This is a genomic window from Nocardia sp. NPDC051787 (assembly GCF_040681325.1).
Taxonomy (GTDB): domain Bacteria; phylum Actinomycetota; class Actinomycetes; order Mycobacteriales; family Mycobacteriaceae; genus Nocardia.
In genome coordinates, this window is sequence record NZ_JBFAYO010000011.1 from 162,222 (window position 1) to 178,733 (window position 16,512).

At 68.8% G+C, this 16,512-nt stretch carries 18 protein-coding genes and 1 tRNA gene; 10 read left to right on the plus strand and 9 right to left on the minus strand.

The genetic code is table 11. The annotated features are described in order from the left end of the window. Positions 1–80: 80 nt before the first annotated feature. Positions 81–899 carry an isoprenyl transferase gene (locus tag AB0M45_RS14500; protein ID WP_364327794.1) on the plus strand — a complete coding sequence of 273 codons (819 nt, stop codon included), beginning with the start codon at positions 81–83 and terminating at the stop codon, positions 897–899. Positions 900–913: 14 nt separating this feature from the next. Continuing rightward, the gene (locus AB0M45_RS14505) at positions 914–1,324 is read left to right on the plus strand and encodes a hypothetical protein (protein ID WP_364327797.1); all 411 of its coding nucleotides are present in this window, start codon (positions 914–916) and stop codon (positions 1,322–1,324) included. A 10-nt stretch (positions 1,325–1,334) separates the two neighbouring features. On the opposite strand, the gene AB0M45_RS14510 is transcribed toward AB0M45_RS14505, so the two are convergent. Continuing rightward, positions 1,335–1,949 carry a TetR/AcrR family transcriptional regulator gene (locus AB0M45_RS14510; protein ID WP_364327800.1) on the minus strand — a complete coding sequence of 205 codons (615 nt, stop codon included), beginning with the start codon at positions 1,947–1,949 and terminating at the stop codon, positions 1,335–1,337. 102 nt (positions 1,950–2,051) lie between these two features. Between AB0M45_RS14510 and AB0M45_RS14515 the strand changes: the two genes are divergently transcribed. Continuing rightward, positions 2,052–3,023, plus strand: a complete 972-nt coding sequence (locus tag AB0M45_RS14515; RefSeq protein WP_364327803.1) for a hypothetical protein — start codon at positions 2,052–2,054, stop codon at positions 3,021–3,023. Between the two features lie 143 nt (positions 3,024–3,166). Here the strand turns inward: AB0M45_RS14515 and AB0M45_RS14520 are convergent, their stop codons facing one another. Together AB0M45_RS14520 and AB0M45_RS14525 are read right to left on the minus strand one after the other, a co-directional pair. Beyond that, positions 3,167–3,598 (minus strand): Fur family transcriptional regulator, encoded by a 432-nt coding sequence (locus tag AB0M45_RS14520; RefSeq protein ID WP_364327806.1) that lies wholly within the window; start codon positions 3,596–3,598, stop codon positions 3,167–3,169. A gap of 3 nt (positions 3,599–3,601) precedes the next feature. Continuing rightward, positions 3,602–3,952, minus strand: a complete 351-nt coding sequence (locus tag AB0M45_RS14525; protein ID WP_364327809.1) for a metalloregulator ArsR/SmtB family transcription factor — start codon at positions 3,950–3,952, stop codon at positions 3,602–3,604. Positions 3,953–4,148: 196 nt separating this feature from the next. On the opposite strand from AB0M45_RS14525, the gene AB0M45_RS14530 reads away from it, so the two are divergent. Next, positions 4,149–5,540, plus strand: a complete 1,392-nt coding sequence (locus AB0M45_RS14530; protein WP_364327812.1) for a glycine--tRNA ligase — start codon at positions 4,149–4,151, stop codon at positions 5,538–5,540. Positions 5,541–5,687: 147 nt separating this feature from the next. On the opposite strand, the gene AB0M45_RS14535 is transcribed toward AB0M45_RS14530, so the two are convergent. Further along, positions 5,688–6,296 carry a transcriptional regulator gene (locus AB0M45_RS14535; protein ID WP_364327815.1) on the minus strand — a complete coding sequence of 203 codons (609 nt, stop codon included), beginning with the start codon at positions 6,294–6,296 and terminating at the stop codon, positions 5,688–5,690. Between the two features lie 71 nt (positions 6,297–6,367). Between AB0M45_RS14535 and AB0M45_RS14540 the strand changes: the two genes are divergently transcribed. Next, the gene (locus AB0M45_RS14540) at positions 6,368–7,630 is read left to right on the plus strand and encodes an acyltransferase (RefSeq protein ID WP_364327818.1); all 1,263 of its coding nucleotides are present in this window, start codon (positions 6,368–6,370) and stop codon (positions 7,628–7,630) included. A 40-nt stretch (positions 7,631–7,670) separates the two neighbouring features. On the opposite strand, the gene AB0M45_RS14545 is transcribed toward AB0M45_RS14540, so the two are convergent. The 3 genes from AB0M45_RS14545 to AB0M45_RS14555 are packed head-to-tail and all read right to left on the minus strand — an operon-like array spanning position 7,671 to position 10,505. After that, on the minus strand, positions 7,671–8,144 hold the full coding sequence (locus AB0M45_RS14545; RefSeq protein WP_364327821.1) for a GyrI-like domain-containing protein: 474 nt from the start codon (positions 8,142–8,144) through the stop codon (positions 7,671–7,673). Further along, the gene (locus AB0M45_RS14550; protein WP_364327824.1) at positions 8,126–8,488 is read right to left on the minus strand and encodes a MerR family transcriptional regulator; all 363 of its coding nucleotides are present in this window, start codon (positions 8,486–8,488) and stop codon (positions 8,126–8,128) included. Before AB0M45_RS14550 ends, AB0M45_RS14545 begins: the two co-directional genes overlap by 19 nt. A 43-nt stretch (positions 8,489–8,531) precedes the next feature. Continuing rightward, positions 8,532–10,505 carry a TPM domain-containing protein gene (locus AB0M45_RS14555; protein ID WP_364327827.1) on the minus strand — a complete coding sequence of 658 codons (1,974 nt, stop codon included), beginning with the start codon at positions 10,503–10,505 and terminating at the stop codon, positions 8,532–8,534. Between the two features lie 30 nt (positions 10,506–10,535). On the opposite strand from AB0M45_RS14555, the gene AB0M45_RS14560 reads away from it, so the two are divergent. The 4 genes from AB0M45_RS14560 to dnaG all read left to right on the plus strand — a co-directional run bounded on the left by AB0M45_RS14560 (position 10,536) and on the right by dnaG (position 15,441). Further along, the gene (locus AB0M45_RS14560; protein ID WP_364327830.1) at positions 10,536–11,213 is read left to right on the plus strand and encodes an MBL fold metallo-hydrolase; all 678 of its coding nucleotides are present in this window, start codon (positions 10,536–10,538) and stop codon (positions 11,211–11,213) included. Between the two features lie 108 nt (positions 11,214–11,321). Then, on the plus strand, positions 11,322–12,002 hold the full coding sequence (locus tag AB0M45_RS14565) for a YdcF family protein (RefSeq protein ID WP_364328003.1): 681 nt from the start codon (positions 11,322–11,324) through the stop codon (positions 12,000–12,002). A 6-nt stretch (positions 12,003–12,008) separates the two neighbouring features. Then, positions 12,009–13,268, plus strand: coding sequence for a deoxyguanosinetriphosphate triphosphohydrolase (locus tag AB0M45_RS14570; protein WP_364327838.1), 1,260 nt, complete (start codon positions 12,009–12,011; stop codon positions 13,266–13,268). 253 nt (positions 13,269–13,521) lie between these two features. Beyond that, a complete protein-coding gene (gene dnaG, locus AB0M45_RS14575) occupies positions 13,522–15,441 on the plus strand; it encodes a DNA primase (RefSeq protein ID WP_364327841.1) in 1,920 nt (639 codons plus the stop codon). A gap of 85 nt (positions 15,442–15,526) precedes the next feature. Here the strand turns inward: dnaG and AB0M45_RS14580 are convergent, their stop codons facing one another. Further along, positions 15,527–15,772 carry a hypothetical protein gene (locus tag AB0M45_RS14580; RefSeq protein WP_040776008.1) on the minus strand — a complete coding sequence of 82 codons (246 nt, stop codon included), beginning with the start codon at positions 15,770–15,772 and terminating at the stop codon, positions 15,527–15,529. A gap of 204 nt (positions 15,773–15,976) precedes the next feature. On the opposite strand from AB0M45_RS14580, the gene AB0M45_RS14585 reads away from it, so the two are divergent. Continuing rightward, a tRNA-Asn gene (locus AB0M45_RS14585) sits at positions 15,977–16,049 on the plus strand. A 79-nt stretch (positions 16,050–16,128) separates the two neighbouring features. On the opposite strand, the gene AB0M45_RS14590 is transcribed toward AB0M45_RS14585, so the two are convergent. Next, positions 16,129–16,506 (minus strand): hypothetical protein, encoded by a 378-nt coding sequence (locus AB0M45_RS14590; protein WP_364327845.1) that lies wholly within the window; start codon positions 16,504–16,506, stop codon positions 16,129–16,131. Positions 16,507–16,512 lie beyond the last annotated feature (6 nt).

The window sequence follows — 16,512 nt, forward strand, 5'->3', positions numbered from 1 at the left end:
AAATCACCGTTGCCGGTGCGAACCGTGGAATTCGTCAGGAAGCAACGCGGCAGTAGGGTCAGCGGGGGCGATCAGGCAGGATGGAGGCCGTGATCCTCCGCCGAGACTCCGCTACCGCGACCGAGCCGAAAATCGCCGACGCCGTCCGTCTGCCCTCGCCGCATCCGTCCGGAGCTCGGCCGCCGCAGCTGCCGCCGGAACTGGTGCCCAATCACGTCGCGCTGGTGATGGACGGCAATGGCCGCTGGGCCCAAGAGCGCGGGTTGCCGCGCACCGCGGGGCACGAGCGCGGCGAGGCGGTGCTGATGGACACCGTCGAGGGCTGCATCGAGATCGGTGTGAAGTGGTTGTCGGCCTACGCCTTCTCCACCGAGAACTGGCGGCGCAGCCCCGAGGAAGTGCGCTTCCTCATGGGCTTCAACCGCGACGTGATCCGCCGCCGCCGCGACGAGATGAACGAGATGGGCGTGCGCGTGCGCTGGGCCGGTCGCAGGCCGCGCCTGTGGCGCAGCGTGATCAAGGAATTGGAGATCGCCGAGGAACTCACCAAGAACAACACGGTGATGACTCTGACCATGTGCGTCAACTACGGCGGACGTGCCGAAATCGCCGACGCCGCAAGGGAGGTCGCGCGCCGGGTGGCGGCGGGGGAAATCGATCCGGAGAAAGTCACCGAGGCGACGCTGGCGAAATACCTGGACGAGCCCGACATGCCGGACGTGGATCTGTTCCTGCGCCCGTCGGGCGAGTTCCGCAGCTCCAACTTCCTCATCTGGCAGTCGGCGTACGCCGAATACGTCTACCAGCACACGCTGTTCCCGGATTTCGATCGGCGCAATTTGTGGGAGGCGTGCGTGGAGTACGCGTCGCGCGACCGCCGTTTCGGCGGCACCAAGTGAACGGCGGCGCGGACATGGACGCAGCGGTGACCCCGCACCAGGAGCTACAGGCACGCGCCGGAGCATGCCTGTCGCGCTATGGCATCGCCGTGCGCGTGGACCCCGAAGGATCGCTCGGATATGAGTACGAGGGCGCGCTGTGTTCGCTGCGTGCGGTGAATCTCGCGCCCGGCCTGGACGTGCTGACCTTGACCTGCGTGCTGGCCTGGGACCGCCCACTGAAGCCGCAGCTGCACAAGCGCGTCGCCGAGCGCAATAACGCGTTGCAGTTCGGCTCGCTCACCGTGATCGGCCACGGCAAGCTCGCCGACGTCATCCTGCGCTACACCTTCCCCGCCGCGGGCCTGGACGACCAGGCGCTGACCACGATGCTGCTGCTCGTGTTGTCCAACGCCGGCCGTGCCAGGCAGGGACTGCTGCCCTGAGCCCCACGACTCACCCGCTTTCGCCAGCCGTTTCCCCGTAGGGGAGGAGCGTCCGCACGCCGCGCGCCAGCGTCTCCGGGTCCAAATCGCCGAGGATGAGGTGCTGGAGGATGAAGCCGGGCAGGAACCCGATGATCGCCTTCGCCACGGCATCGACGTCGGCGTCCGCCGGTAGCCAGCCCTGCTCGCACATGCGCTGCACGTAGATGACCCACATCGCCCGCATCGCGAACATCGTTTCGCGGACCATGGCGCCCGCCTCGGGATTCACCAGCGCCAGCGCCCAAGCCTGTGGCGCCAGCCGCACCGGCCCGTCGGGTCCGCTGCGGCGCACGACCTCCTCGGCGATCGCCGTGATCAGTTCGGCGGGCGTGGGGAGCGGATCGCGTCGGATCGCTTGGTCCATCGCCACGCGCAGGGACACCGTCGTCTGGGTGGCCAGAGCGGCGATCAGCTCGTCCTTGCTTTTGAAGTACCGGTAGACGGCACCGGCCGACAGACCCGACTCCGCGAACACGTCCTGCATGGAGGTTTCGTGGAAGCCCTTGCTGGCGAAGCACTTCCGGGCGGCGTCCAGAATCTGCTGCCTGCGGCGTTCCAAGTGCTCTTCGCTGACTCGTGGCATGGTTCCAAAATAAAACGAATGTCCGTTCTTGACAACTTTCGGGCCTGCGTGCAACGGTGGTGGCAGCTAAAAGAACGAGCATTCGATTTATGGGAGATGGTCATGAATACCATGCAGCGGGCGTTCGCTCTCGGCCTCGGCGCCGCCCTGCTCCAGGCATTGATGCTGATCGCGTTCGCCTGGCCCGCCGCGAATATCGCGCCGCGCGACCTGCCGCTGGCCGTCACCGGCCCGCAAGCCGGGATGGTGTCCGGCAAGCTCGCCGAGCACAGTCCGGACGCCTTCGAGATCACCGCGGCCGCGGACGAGGCGGCCGCCCGCGCCGCGATCGCGGACCGGGAGGTCTATGGGGCGATCGTCACCGGCGACGGCCCGCCGCGGGTGCTGATCGCCTCCGGCGCGAGTCCCGCCGTCGCGCAGCAGCTGACCCAGATCGGGCAGCAGCTGTCGGGCGCGCCCGGGGCCCGCGTGGAGGACGTGGTGCCCGCCGACTCGGATGACCCGCGCGGCACCGCGTTCGGTGCGATGGTGCTGCCGCTGGTGATGTCCGGCATCGCGGCGGGTGTGCTGCTCGCGCTGCTCATCCCCGCGGTCGGCGGCAAGGTGATCGGACTGGTCACCTTCGGTCTCGCGGGTGGGCTGCTGAGCATGGCGATCGTCCAGGGCTGGATGTCGCTGGTGCCGGGGTCCTATCTGGTGCTCGCCTCGGTCGCCGGGCTGGTCTCGTTCGCGGTCGCCGGTTCGGTGGCCGGGCTCGCCACCGTGATCGGCACCGCGGGTGTCGGCATCGCCGCACTCACCATGTTGCTGATCGGCAACCCGTTCTCCGCGGCCACGTCGGCGCCGGAGTTGCTGCCGCAGCCGTGGGGCGCGATCGGCCAGCTGCTGCCGCCGGGCGCGGCCGCCTCACTGCTGCGCTCGGTCGCGTTCTTCGACGGCACCGCCGCGGCTGGTCCGCTCTTGGTGCTGCTGGTCTGGGGGGCGGTCGCACTCGCGCTGCTCGGCGTCGGCGCGCTGCGCGGTCGTTCCGCCGAGACGCAGGACTCGGCGCGGAATCCGGTCCTGGTGGGCTGAACTCGCCGACCCCGAGACAGCGGAGGGCCGTCCTCGTCCGAGGCGGCCCTCCTTCGTCGGTATCCGTCAGCGGTCATAGGCAGGCCGGGAACTCGGATCCGGCACCCGGCGCTGCCGAGCGGGCTACAGCGGAGCGCGGTCGATCAAGTCCGTCGCCGCGCCGCGACGCAGGACGTGCAGGTGCCGAACACCTCGAGGGTGTGGCTGATCTCGGTGAAGCCGTGCTCGCATGCGATCGCCTCGGCCCAGGCCTCGACGGTCGGGCCCTCCACCTCGACGGTGCGGCCGCAGTGCCGGCAGACCAGGTGGTGATGGTGGCCGGTGGAGCACTGGCGGTAGACCGATTCACCGGAGTCGGTGCGCAGCACATCCACCATGCCCGCGTCGGCCAGCGACTGCAGCGTCCGGTAGACCGTGGTCAGGCCGATGCCCTCACCACGTTTGCGCAGCTCGTCGTGTAGCTCCTGGGCGGAGCGGAACTCGTCGATGTCCCCGAGCAGCGCGGCGATGGCGCTGCGCTGCCTGGTGCTGCGGATGCCGACCGGTTTCTGCGGAGCGGCCGTGTTCTCTGGCACGAATCACCCTTCCTCGGCGTGTGCGACGGCGTCGACGACGATGTGCGCCAGATGGTCGTCGACGAGTTCGTAGAGCACCTCGCGACCCGACCGCTCCCCGTGCACGACGCCAGCGGCCTTGAGGATACGCAGATGCTGACTGACCAATGGTTGGGTGACACCGAGGGCGTCGACCAATTCGTGCACACAGCGCGGCGACTCGCGCAACTGCAGCACGATAGCAATACGAACCGGCGCTGCCAGCGCCCGTAACAACTCACCCGCGTCCTCCAGCACGGCCCGCGCGGGAACCGGCGCCGGGCCCGGTGACCGATACGGATTGTGCGGCGGCGCCGCGGCGGTCTCGGCAGTCATGTCACCAACTCCTTAATGGAAAGCATTACCAGTTTGCATATGCACAGGTGCGCATGTCAAACGGGCGCGCGGGTACCGTGCGGTTGAAACCGGCCATCGCAGTGCCGATAGGCTGGGCACAATCGCAGCGCCGACGTAAAACTATTGTGTTGGTGCAAATCAACAATCCGACTCGCAGTGGATGGAGAATTCTCGCGTGGCACCCAAGTCGAAGGTGGACACCGTTGCCAACCTCGCCAAGCGCCGGGGTCTGGTGTACCCGTGCGGTGAGATCTACGGAGGCACCAAGTCGGCATGGGACTACGGTCCGCTGGGCGTCGAGCTCAAGGAGAACATCAAGAAGCAGTGGTGGCGTGCCATGGTCACCAGCCGCGAGGACGTCGTCGGCCTCGACTCCTCGGTGATCCTGCCGCGCCAGGTGTGGGTCGCCTCCGGCCACGTCGGCGTGTTCAACGACCCGCTGGTCGAATGCCTCAACTGCCACCACCGCTTCCGGCAGGACCACCTGCAGGAGGCCTACGCGCTGAAGAACAAGCTCGATGACCCGGACGCGGTCTCGATGGAGCTTGTCGCCTGCCCGAACTGCGGCACCGTCGGCCGCTGGACCGAGCCGCGTGACTTCAACATGATGCTCAGAACGTTCCTCGGCCCGATCGAGTCCGATGAGGGCCTGCACTACCTGCGCCCGGAAACCGCGCAGGGCATCTTCGTGAACTTCGCCAACGTGATGACCACCGCGCGCAAGAAGCCGCCGTTCGGTATCGCGCAGATCGGCAAGAGCTTCCGCAACGAGATCACCCCCGGCAACTTCATCTTCCGCACCCGCGAGTTCGAGCAGATGGAGATGGAGTACTTCGTCAAGCCGGGCGAGGATGAGGAGTGGTACAAGTACTGGATCGAGACTCGGCTCTCCTGGTACACCGACCTCGGCATCACCCCCGAGAACCTGCGGCTGTTCGTGCACCCGAAGGACAAGCTCTCGCACTACTCGGCGGGCACCACCGACATCGAGTACCGCTTCGGCTTCCAAGGCAACGAGTGGGGTGAGCTGGAGGGCATCGCCAACCGCACCGACTTCGACCTGAAGACGCACTCCGAGCACTCCGGCACCGAGCTGAGCTTCTTCGACCAGACCACCAACGAGCGCTACATCCCGTACGTCATCGAGCCGGCCGCGGGCCTGACCCGCTCGCTGATGGCGTTCCTGGTCGACGCCTACGCCGAGGACGAGGCGCCGAACGCCAAGGGCGGGGTGGATACCCGCACGGTGTTGCGTCTCGATCGCCGTCTCGCCCCGGTGAAGGCGGCGGTGCTTCCGCTGTCGCGCAACGCCGATCTGACGCCGAAGGCGAAAGACCTCGCGGCGCGGCTGCGCAAGAACTGGAATGTGGAGTTCGACGACGCGGGCGCCATCGGTCGCCGTTACCGTCGTCAGGACGAGATCGGCACGCCGTTCTGCGTCACCGTCGACTTCGAAACGCTCGACGATCAGGCGGTGACCATCCGAGAGCGCGACTCGATGACCCAGGAGCGCATCGCCCTGGACAAGGTGGAGGGCTACCTGGCCCAGCACCTGATCGGCGCCTGAGTTCGCCTGACGTCCGCCCCGTGGCCGGCATCGGCCACGGGGCGTTGTCGTTCGGCAAGCGTTCTTGCGCACGATGATTCCGATCGGTGTCGGAATGAGCTGCCGGCGTAGGTCCACGGAGTCGGTTTGCGAGGGTTGGTCGCCGCGTCAGTGCGGAACGTCCCAGAATGCGAGTTCGTGCCGCATCCCTTCTCGGAACAGTGCTTCCGCGCGTGCCGGATCGGCACCGGACTCGTCGAGCATCTGCGCGCAGCGACGGGTGAGGGCGGCGAATCCGGGATCGGCATAGGTGTCGACCCAGCGGTGATAGCGCGGCTCGGCGGGCGGGTTCTGGGCCAGCCGCGCTCCGAGTGTCGAGTACCCCCACATGCATGGGTAGAGGGCGGCGAGGCCCTCGCTATAGGACGCGGCGGAATCCAGGAGGAACGCCGTATAGGCGGCGCACGGTGCGCCTTTGACGGCCCCATCGAGATCGGCCCCGAACTCCGCGGCCAGCGAGCGGTGCAGCGACAGCTCCTCGTGGTAGGTGGCGTGCGCGAGGTCGACCAAGTCGCCGAGGTGGTCCGCCGGTGCCTGCCAGGCGAGGCGGGCGAACACCCGGACGTAGTCGAGCAGGAACAGATAGTCCTGCTCCAACCAGGATCGGAAGACCGATTCGGACAAAGTGCCCTCCGCGATACCCACGACCGTGGGGTGGGCGAGCTGTTCTTCGACCGACGGCAGGCCGATGTCCTCCAGATGTGCCGCGAGACTCATACCGGTAGTCTTCCGCATCCGTGGCGCCCGGTCGGTTTGCGCACGTGCCGACGGTGCCGCACCCTTGCGGGGTGTCATGGGATGAGGAGGATCTGGTCCGGGTGCTGGCGCCCTCGGAGCAGCGGTTCGTGCGGCACGGCACCTACACGGGCCGGTCGGTGTCGGTGCGTGGAGCGCTCGACCCCGCGGTGCTGCGGGAGGCGTTCGCGACGTTGCGGCGCGCCTATCCGGTGGTTGGTTGCCGCATCGTGGAAGACGCTGCGGGACAGGGATATCTGCTGCGTCCAGAGGAACGGCCATGGACAGAGGCTTCGGTGCGCGAGGGTGACGTGGCGGAGGTCGATGTTCCCGTGGTGGACCCCGCGGCCCAGTTGGCGTATCTGGACGTCGTCTACTCGGGCGCGGAGCGCTGGCGTGTCACGCTCTTCGTCCACCACAGCGTCGCCGACGCCGGGCATTGCGTCGAACTCCTGACGCGATTGTGGGCGTACTACACCGACATCGTCGAGCGGGTACCGATAACTGTTGTGCCACAAGATCTTCCCCGATCATTGGAGTGGTACGTCGCGGCACGCGGCATCGCCAGGGGCGCGGCGTCCGGATTCGAGGATGTGACCAAGCCCCTCACGCCGGAGGCAAGGGACGCGCCTGCCGACAGCGCGCGGCCCGGCCCGAGCACCGTGGCGCGCCCACGACGCGTGCGGCTGGACGCCGACGCCACCGCGCGGATCGTTGGGCTCGGGCGCACCGCAGGTGTGCCGATGAACGGACTGCTCACCGGCGCATTGCTCCGGGCGTGCGCACGCGAGACCGCGGGCGGCGCGATCCCGCTGGGTTGTCTGTATCCCGTGGATCTGCGCACGCGCATGCGACCGCAGATCGCTGCTTCGGCCGGCACCAATATGGCCGGGCTGGCTTCGTTCGCGGCGCGGGTGGATCCGGCCGCAAGCCTTGTCGAACTGGCACAGCGCATTTCGGCTCGCCTGGCGCACGATCTGTCCGAAGGCATCGTGCAGCAGTCCGTTCTGCATTTTCCGGATTTCTACGGCACGACGAGGAGCCACTCCCTCGCCGGGCATATCGCCGTGACCAACACCGGCGTCGTCCCTGCTTTCCGAACACCGTCCACCATCGATCTGACGGACTACGAGATCGTCTATCTCTCCGCCCATGCCCGCCCTTCCGCGGGTGCCTCGGCCGCAGTCACCTTCCTCGTGTACACCTTCGCGCGCGAGCTGACCGTCGGCGTGCTCGGCGGCGGTGCGCACGCCGACGGTCTGCTCGCGGCCGTGCGGGCTGAACTGACCGCGCTATCGGCCGTCTGCGTCCGCTGAGCGACAGGGAGCGCAGCCGCTCCGAGCTACCGGGTCGGCTCTATTTCGGCTGGATGGGCTCTTGCAGCTCGGTGACCCAGCCTGCCGGGTCCTCGGTGTAGACCAGGGTCACCTCCCGGCTGGGACCGACGAGGCGATAGCCGTTCTCGTCGATCCAGCGCGCGAGCGCCTGCCAGGGTTCCAGGACCAGGTCCATGCTGCCGCGGTGCACCACCGTCGCGGCCCGGTCGATCGCGGGCAGGTCGACCACGGTGAAGTCGTGCTCGCCGTCCGGGTCCAGGTCGACCTGCATCGCGGCGTGGACGAGAACGGTGCCGTCGCCGCGTTCCTCGTAGTAGGCGATACCGGCGCCGGCCGGCGTGACCCCCGCGCGTTCCAGCCGCGTGTACAGGTCGTCGAACAGCGGGTCGATCACCGGACCGATCGACTCGGGCTCGAAATCGGCCGCGATAGCCGTCAATTCGGCAACCCGGACGGCGGGAACGGATTTGATCATCACATCGTGAGCAGGCATGGCGCCCTCCTTCTCGATGATGCGGAGCCTCGTCTCGACTTGGACCAAACGGGCGCGGTCGCTCGCGATGCGTTGCTCGAGCTCGGCGCGACGGAGCGTGAGCATGCCGCGCAGCTCGGCACCGCCCACCCGCTCGTCCAGGATCGGCGTACCTGTTCCAAGGTGAAGCCGAGATCCTTCAGGGCGACGATGCGATTGAGCCGGGCCAGCTGCCCCGCCTCGTCATAGCGGTAGCCGCTGGTGGCGTCGACCCGATCCGGGCGCAGTAGCCCGATCGCGTCGTAGTGGCGCAGCATGCGCACCGACACCCGTCCGTGTCTGGCGAAATCTCCGATACTGAACATGACGCGTTCTGGTCTATTGCCTCACACGGTGACAGGGGCAAGGTCAAAATCTTCCGCCGCGGCCGATCCGCCGAGAGCCGGTCGAGCCGCCGTATGAAGCCGGGCTCCAGCCGCCTCCGGAGTGTCGTGCTCCGCTGGCTGCCCCGCGCAGCAGCGCTTCGAGCAGTATGCCGCCGAGTACCGCCCCCGCGTGCGCGCTGCCGGACGGAGCCGGGGTGCTCTCCCATGCCCGCACGCTGGTCTGGGCCGCTTGCAGCGCGCGTCCGCTCAGATCCGCCGCCGCCTGCGCGTGCCGGAGCGCCTCGGTCTGGTCGCTCGACGCCAACCGCTGCGCCTCGTCGAGATGGCGCTGTGCCTCTGACAGCCGGGTGCGCGCCTCGGCGTCGATCCCGCCGCGGCGGGTGGTGATGTAGTCGGCGGCCGAACCGATCCGCGCGCGGGCGTCGGTGAGCGCGCGGTCGAGTCTGCGCCGCAGGTCCTCGGCGATGAGTTTGCGATCCGTGGCGGCCGCGAGGGCGCGGTCGAGATCGGCGTCGGCGTTCACCGCGTCATGGAAGGCGCTCAGCGGGTCGGTGTCCGCCGCGGAGGCCGCCTTGTCGAGAGCGGATTGCGCGGCGGCGCGGGCGGCGGTCAGTTCGGGCCCGCCGTGTGCGGACAGCTCGGTGGTGGCGGCGATGTCGCGGCGCAGTTCGTGCAGCACGCCGGGCAGTCCGTCGCGGGCCTGCTGAATGGTGGTCGCCGCGTTGTCCACCGCGTCGAGCAGGGCGCGGGCCTGGCCGATCGCGGCCTCGGCGGAGCGAATGGCGGCGACCGCGCCGCCCTGTTCGCCCACCGGATGCCCGAGCGCGGCACGCCCCGCGTCGATGTTCTGCTCCGCGAAGGCGATCCGTTCGCGTGCCATCCGCACGTTGTCGTGGATCGGCGCGAGGGCGCCGGCCGGATGGGCGGCGGCGAGCCGGTGCAGCTCGGCTTCGGAGCCGGGAAAGCGGGCGGTTACGTCGACGATATCCCTGGTGAGCGCGTCCAACCGCTCCGTGGCGCGCAGGAGCAGATCGCGCATCGCGTCGAACTCGGCGACCTGCGCGTCGAGTTCCCGGTCGGCGCGCCCGACTGTGCTGATCAGCTCGATCAGCAGTGCACGCTGTTGCTCCGGTGTCTCGGGAATGGCGTCGTCGAGGCGCTGCCGGATCGCGAAAGCCTCGGCCGCGGCGGCTCTCGCGTGCTCGAGCGCGGTGCGGAAGGGAGTGGTGGCGGTGACGCCGAACTCCGCAGTCGCCACGTCCAGTTCCTCGCCGCTGGTACGGACCGCGTTGTCGATCTCGACCAGCGCCTCCCGCGATCGGGCCTGCAATGCCTCCAGCGACAGCGCCGACAGCGCCGTCGTGTTCTCCGGGTCCAGTTCCCGAGCGGCCGCCAGTTCGGCTTCGGATCGTTCCCGGCGGCGCTTGCGCGCATACCAGAGCAGCCCACCGGCCACGAGGACGATCAGCACACCGATGACCAGCAGGGCCCGGACGCTCACGGCGCCGCCGCGCAACGCCGCGTCCAGACCATCGGCCGCCGCGATCCCGGCGTCGGCCCAACGCCCGTCGCGCAGGGCGGGTTCGACCGCACCGATCAAGATGCCGTCGAGTTCGGCATCGCTCACGCCGCTGGGCACTTCGCCCTCGAGCCAGTACGCGCGATCCTGGGTGGCGACCGCGAGCAGCAGATCCCGCTCACCGAACCCGGATATCGACGCGGTGCGCCGGGCCCAGTCCCCCGGGTCGAGGCCGTCGAAGTCGCGCACGTACACCACCCACAGCCGGATCTGCTGGTCGGCGTAGAGCTGATCGACCGAAACGCGCACCCGGTCACGTTGGACGTCGTCGAGCGCATCGGCCGGGTCCTCGACATAGGTGTTCATCCGCAGCGGCGGTTCCGCCGCGACCGTCCCGCCGCCGAACAGGGCGATGGCGGCCAGCGCCACGCCGATCACGAGCCGGCGAGCGAGGCGATTCCGCGGCGGCAGTGCCATGGCACGAATCTAACTCGCTAGCATCGTTTCGTGATCACCATCGATCGCCCGTACACCGGCCATGTGTCGCCGGACTCGAACCCGCAGCAGCGCGACGTCCCCGGCGCCCGCATCGTCAAGATGTCCGTCGGCCACATGGACAACAACTGCTACCTGGTGCAGTGCGCGAACACCGGCGCCGCTGTACTCATCGACGCCGCCAACGAGGCGCCGCGCCTCACCGTCCTGGTCGAGCAGGAAGTGCCCGGACAGGTCCAGCTGATCGTCACCACGCACCAGCACCGGGACCACTGGATGGCGTTGCAGGAGACCGTCGCCGCCACCGGTGCCCCGACCGCGGCCCACCCGCTGGACGCCGACTCGCTCCCGGTCCGCCCGGACCGGCTGCTCACCGACAGCGACGTCATCCGGATCGGCGACCTGGTCTTCGAGGTCATCCATGTGCGCGGTCACACACCCGGCTCGATCGTCCTCGCTCTCACCGACGACGCCGATCGCACCCACCTGTTCACCGGCGACTCCCTGTTCCCCGGCGGCGTCGGCCGCACCACTTCCCGGGAGGACTTCACCTCCCTCTTCACGGACGTCACAACCAAACTCTTCGACCGCTACCCCGACAACACCGCGGTCTATCCCGGACACGGCGACGACACCACGCTCGGAACCGAACGTCCCCACCTTGCCGACTGGCGAGCCAGAGGCTGGTAGTTCCGAGCGAGAAGTTCGGCGAGCCGTGCGGGGCTCGGCACGAACGGTGTCAGCCGTCCTGGGCTCCGGCACCGCTCCTGGCAGACTTGGGGAGTGGATTTGCCAACGATGCGCACCCGAGCTGCTCGAGCTCCCGATCCGGCCCGGCCGCGCGGCTTCGGCGCGGGATTGCTGCGCTGGTCGCGGCGACTGGCCGTCGGGTCGGTCGTGATGGCGGCGGTACTGGTCGGCGGAACGGCGTTTCGGGTATGGCAGGTCGCGCGCATCGATGACTACACGAAAGCCGACGCGATCGTCGTCCTCGGCGCGGCGCAATATTCCGGGACGCCGTCCTCGGTGTTCGAAGCGCGGCTGGACCGGGCCTACCGGCTGTTCCGCGCCGGTGTCGCCCCACGCGTGATCACCGTGGGCGGCAAGCAGGAGGGCGACCTGTTCACCGAAGCGGCCTCGGGCAAGAACTACTTGCAGGCGCGCGGTGTGCCGAGCGACAAGATCCTGGCGGTGGAGACCGGCTCGGACACGCTGCGCAGCGTCGAGGCGGTCGCGACGGCGATGCGGGCGCGGGAGATGTCCTCGGCGGTGCTGGTCAGCGATCCGTGGCATTCACTACGCACCCGCACCATGGCCCGGGACGAGGGCTTGGCCGCGTGGACGGCGCCGACCAGGACCGGTCCGGCCGTCTACACTCGCGAATCCCAGGCACACGGCATAGCCAGGGAGACCGGCGCGCTGCTGTGGTACCAGCTCACTCACTTCTCGGCGGACTTCAGCTACACGGCGGGACAGTGAGATTCGATGAGCGGCCGATACACCGACCACGACCGCGAACGCCTCGTCGTCGAGGGCGCCAAGACCGCGGGCCTCGGCCCGCCGCGCAGTGAGTTCGACAACGGCCACCGCACCGAGTTCGCCCGCGACCGCGCCCGCGTGCTGCACTCCGCCGCGCTGCGCAGGCTGGCCGACAAAACCCAGGTCATGGGCCCGCGCGATGGCGACACGCCGCGCACCCGGCTCACCCATTCGATCGAGGTCGCCCAGATCGGCCGCAGCATCGCCGACGGCCTCGGCTGCGATCCGGACCTGGTCGATCTGGCCGGTCTAGCCCACGACATCGGCCACCCACCCTACGGCCACAACGGTGAGACGGCGCTGGACACCTTCGCCGACGCCTACGGCGGGTTCGAGGGAAACGCGCAGAACCTGCGCATCCTCACCCGTCTCGAACCCAAAGTGCTTGAGACCGACGGCACGAGCGCAGGCCTCAACCTCACCCGCGCCGCGTTGGACGCGGCGCTCAAATACCCATGGGGCCGAATGGGTCCCGGCACGAAATTCGGCGCGTACGAAGTCGACACCGAGCGTCTGGAGTGGATCCGCAAGGGCGCGCCGGACCGGCGGCGCAGCCTGGAATGCCAGATCATGGACTGGTCCGACGACGTCGCCTACTCGGTGCACGACGTGGAGGACGGCGTGCTCGCCGGCCGCATCGATCTGCGTGCGCTGGCCGACCCCGCCGAACAGGACGCGCTGGCGGCACTCGGCCAGTTCCAGCATTCGCTGGCGGCCGACGAGCTGATCGCCGCGGCGCAGCGGCTGTCGGAGCTGCCGGTGGTCGCGGCGGCGTCCGGGTACGACGGCACGTTTACCGCCTCCGTCGCGCTGAAACGCCTCACCAGCGAGCTCGTCGGCCGCTTCGCCACCGCCGCGATCATGGCGACCAAGGCGGTGGCCGGTCCGCAACCGCTGTCCCGCTACGCCGCCGACTTGGAGGTCCCGCGCATCGCCGCCGCCGAGGTCGCGTTGCTGAAGACGGTCGCGCTGCGCTACGTGATGTCCGACCCGGCGCACCGGCTGCGGCAGGCCGCCCAGCGTGAACGCATCCTCGCGGTGGCCGATCGGCTGCTGGCCACCGCCCCGCACGGCCTCGATCCGGTGCTGCTGCCGTTCTGGGACGCGGCCACCGACGACACCGCCCGCGTGCGCGTCATCGTCGACCAGATCGCCTCCTACACCGAAAGCCGCCTCGAGCGTGTCGCCGTCGAGCTGCGCGCCTGACGGGCACAACCAGACGAAGTCCGTGTGCAGCCTCGCGCCGGGCCGAGCGCAAGCTAGCCGCATAACGGGCCAGGCGGGACGAAGTTTGTCCGCAGTTGTGCTGGGGCAGAGCCGCGGCAGAGGCCGCCGCATAAAGGACGCAGGCCGGTCGAAATCCGTCGCCGGCACGCGGCGGGCCGGACAAGCGAGGCAGCCGCCGGGTGGGACGAGCCGCGCGGGCGCGGCGCCGCCCGGTTCGCCTAGACTCTCCCCCGTGGCCGGACGACTTCCTGATCGCGATATCGCGGCAATACGCGAACGCGTCCGGATCGAAGACGTGGTGGGGGAGTACGTCGCGCTGAAACGCGCGGGCGCTGATTCCATGAAGGGCCTGTGCCCGTTCCACGACGAGAAGTCGCCGTCGTTCCACGTGCGGCCCAACCACGGCCTGTTCCACTGCTTCGGCTGCGGTGAGGGCGGCGACGTGTTCGCTTTCCTGCAGAAGATCGAGCACGTCGGATTCGTCGAGGCGGTCGAGCAGCTGGCCGACCGGGTCGGCTACCGGATCAACTACGAGGGCGGCGGCACCTCGGTGCAGCGCGATCGCGGCACCCGCTCCCGGTTGGTCGCGGCGAACGCGGCGGCGCACGAGTTCTACATGGCCCAGTTGCGTGAGCCGGGCGCCGAGGCGGCGCGCAAATACCTCACCGATCGCAACTTCGACGCGGCCGCCGCCCAGCAGTTCGGCTGCGGCTACGCCCCCGCCGGGTGGGACGCGCTCACCAAGCACCTGCTGCGCAAGGGGTTCGACGTCAAGGAGCTGGAGGCCGCCGGGCTGTCCAGGCAGGGCCAGCGCGGCCCGATCGACCGGTTCCACCGGCGTCTGCTGTGGCCGATCCGCAACCTCGGCGGCGACGTCATCGGGTTCGGCGCGCGCAAGCTCTTCGACGACGACACCATGCCCGGCAAGTACATCAACACGCCGGAGACGTTGCTGTACAAGAAGTCTCAGGTTCTCTTCGGTCTCGACCACGCCAAGCGCGAGATCGCCAAGGGCCACCAAGCGGTCGTGGTCGAGGGCTACACCGACGTCATGGCGATGCATCTGGCCGGTGTGAAAACCGCCGTCGCGTCCTGCGGCACCGCCTTCGGCGACGAGCACCTGGCCCTGCTGCGCCGCCTGATGATGGACGACAATTTCTGGCGCGGCGAGATCATCTACACCTTCGACGGCGACGCCGCGGGCCAAGCCGCGGCGCTGAAAGCCTTTTCGGGCGACCAGAAACTTGCGGGCCAGACCTACATCGCCATCGCGCCGGACGGGCAGGACCCGTGTGAACTACGGCAACATTCCGGCGACGCCGCAGTGCGGGACTTGGTCGCGCGCCGAACCCCGTTGTACGAGTTCGTGATTCGCGGGCTGCTGGCCGACCACAACCTGGATACCGCCGAGGGGCAGGTGGAGGCGCTGCGCCGTGCGGTGCCGGTGGTCGCGCAGATCAAGGACAACGCGCTGCGCAAGGCCTACGCCACCAAACTGGCCGGCTGGGTCGGCTGGGACGACATCCAGACCGTCGTGCGCCGCGTCGGCGAGGAGGCCAAGCGCAATCGCAACGGCGGCGGGCGCCCCACGGCGGGTCGCGCACCCGCGCCGCGCGAAGTGGTCGCGGAACATCCTGCCGCACGGCCCAATCCGAACGATCCCACGCTGCTGCCGCAACGACAGGTGCTGGCGGCGGCCCTCCAATACCCAGCTATGGCCGGCGCGGGTTTCGACGCGCTCGAGTCAGAAGCCTTCACCCATCCCGCCTATGCGGTGATTCGCACGCTGATCGCCGCGGCGGGCGGCACGGCGGCGGGGCTCGGCGGCGCCGAGTGGGTCAACGCCGTCGCCGATCGAACCGACGACCTGACCGCGCGCGCGTTGCTGTCGGAGCTGGCCAATGAGCCGCTGCCGGTGAAGTCCGAAACGGACATCCCGCGCTTCGTCGCCGGTGTGCTGGCGCGTACGCAGGAGGCCTGGGTCGGCAGGCAGATCGCCGAACTCAAGTCCAAGTTGCAGCGGGTGTCGTCGACCGAACAGCCGGAGGCCTATTTCGCCCTCTTCGGCGACCTCGTCGCGCTGGAGCAGTATCGCAAGAGCCTGCTCACTCAGGCGATGGGCAACCACGGCGACTTCGCCACCGGGGCGTAGGGGTGCGCGCGGCGGCGTGATTCCGCGCACATTCGACCCGTGCCGGGCGCTGTGCGAAGCGCGTGCCGTTCCCGGTCGGCCGAGGTCAGCGCCGCAACTGGTCGTGCGGCACCAGGACGGTGGTCCGCTCGTCGAGCGGTTCCATCGGCTCCAAGCGGGGGCGCGTGCTGAGCTTGTCCGCCAGTTTCTGCCTGCCGACGAGCACGAGCTTGCGGGTCACCGGGCTCTCGGTCAGCGCGCGGGTCGCTGCGCTGATCTGTTCATAGCGAGCCCGCCCGGCCTTGCTGCCGAGTACGTACCCGGCCGCAATGCCGATGATCAACCGCAGCATCTCGATGTGCTCCTCCCAGTTGCCAGTTCGCCGCTACTATCCTGCCCGACGCCCCATACGCGTGTCGATCCGGATACCCCGCTGCCGCCGCGCCGGCGAGCGGGGACAAGTCAGCAGGTAGCGACGCGATTTGGGCTCCCGCCCAGCGATACGCTAAAGTTTCTCCTCGGCCCGCCCGGTAGCCGCCGGAGGCGCCGAGAACAATCCCCTATAGCTCAATTGGCAGAGCAGCCGACTGTTAATCGGCAGGTTTCTGGTTCGAGTCCAGATGGGGGAGCCGTGACCAGGGCGAACGTATCAGTTCGACCCTGGTCTTGTCCGTTTCAGGGGTCGAACGACACGGAAACGACACGTTTTCATCCCGCTAGGCGTCCTAGGGCCGCGGTGAAGTCGTGTGCTTTGGTGGGTTGGTCGATGTAGTGGCGTTTGGTGACGGAGTCGTTGGCGTGTCCGAGTTGCTGTGCGTGGCGCCACAGCCGGTTGAAGTTGTGGGGGTCCCAGATGCCGCCATCGCGGTTCGGGAAGACCACGCCCAGCTCGTTGTCGACGGCCTCGGCCTTGACGCGTCGCAGGGTGTCGACGACGAACTGAGGCAGGACGACGGTCCGGTAGCCGGAGTCGGTCTTGGTGCGGCCATACTTGGGTGGTCCTCTCAGATGACGATAGGTCCGTATCGACGGCGCCAGCTCACGGCCACGCTCCGGGGGTAACACGAAGTCAGTCAGGCCGCTCACAGACCT

Coding starts and splice junctions, on each gene's coding strand:
- AB0M45_RS14570 (WP_364327838.1), top strand. CDS start 12,009: ATGAGCGGCCGATACACCGACCACGACCGCGAACGCCTCGTCGTCGAG.
- AB0M45_RS14555 (WP_364327827.1), bottom strand. CDS start 10,505: ATGGCACTGCCGCCGCGGAATCGCCTCGCTCGCCGGCTCGTGATCGGC.
- AB0M45_RS14515 (WP_364327803.1), top strand. CDS start 2,052: ATGAATACCATGCAGCGGGCGTTCGCTCTCGGCCTCGGCGCCGCCCTG.
- AB0M45_RS14500 (WP_364327794.1), top strand. CDS start 81: ATGGAGGCCGTGATCCTCCGCCGAGACTCCGCTACCGCGACCGAGCCG.
- AB0M45_RS14505 (WP_364327797.1), top strand. CDS start 914: ATGGACGCAGCGGTGACCCCGCACCAGGAGCTACAGGCACGCGCCGGA.
- AB0M45_RS14565 (WP_364328003.1), top strand. CDS start 11,322: ATGCGCACCCGAGCTGCTCGAGCTCCCGATCCGGCCCGGCCGCGCGGC.
- AB0M45_RS14545 (WP_364327821.1), bottom strand. CDS start 8,144: ATGCCTGCTCACGATGTGATGATCAAATCCGTTCCCGCCGTCCGGGTT.
- AB0M45_RS14580 (WP_040776008.1), bottom strand. CDS start 15,772: ATGCTGCGGTTGATCATCGGCATTGCGGCCGGGTACGTACTCGGCAGC.
- AB0M45_RS14510 (WP_364327800.1), bottom strand. CDS start 1,949: ATGCCACGAGTCAGCGAAGAGCACTTGGAACGCCGCAGGCAGCAGATT.
- AB0M45_RS14525 (WP_364327809.1), bottom strand. CDS start 3,952: ATGACTGCCGAGACCGCCGCGGCGCCGCCGCACAATCCGTATCGGTCA.
- AB0M45_RS14550 (WP_364327824.1), bottom strand. CDS start 8,488: ATGTTCAGTATCGGAGATTTCGCCAGACACGGACGGGTGTCGGTGCGC.
- AB0M45_RS14535 (WP_364327815.1), bottom strand. CDS start 6,296: ATGAGTCTCGCGGCACATCTGGAGGACATCGGCCTGCCGTCGGTCGAA.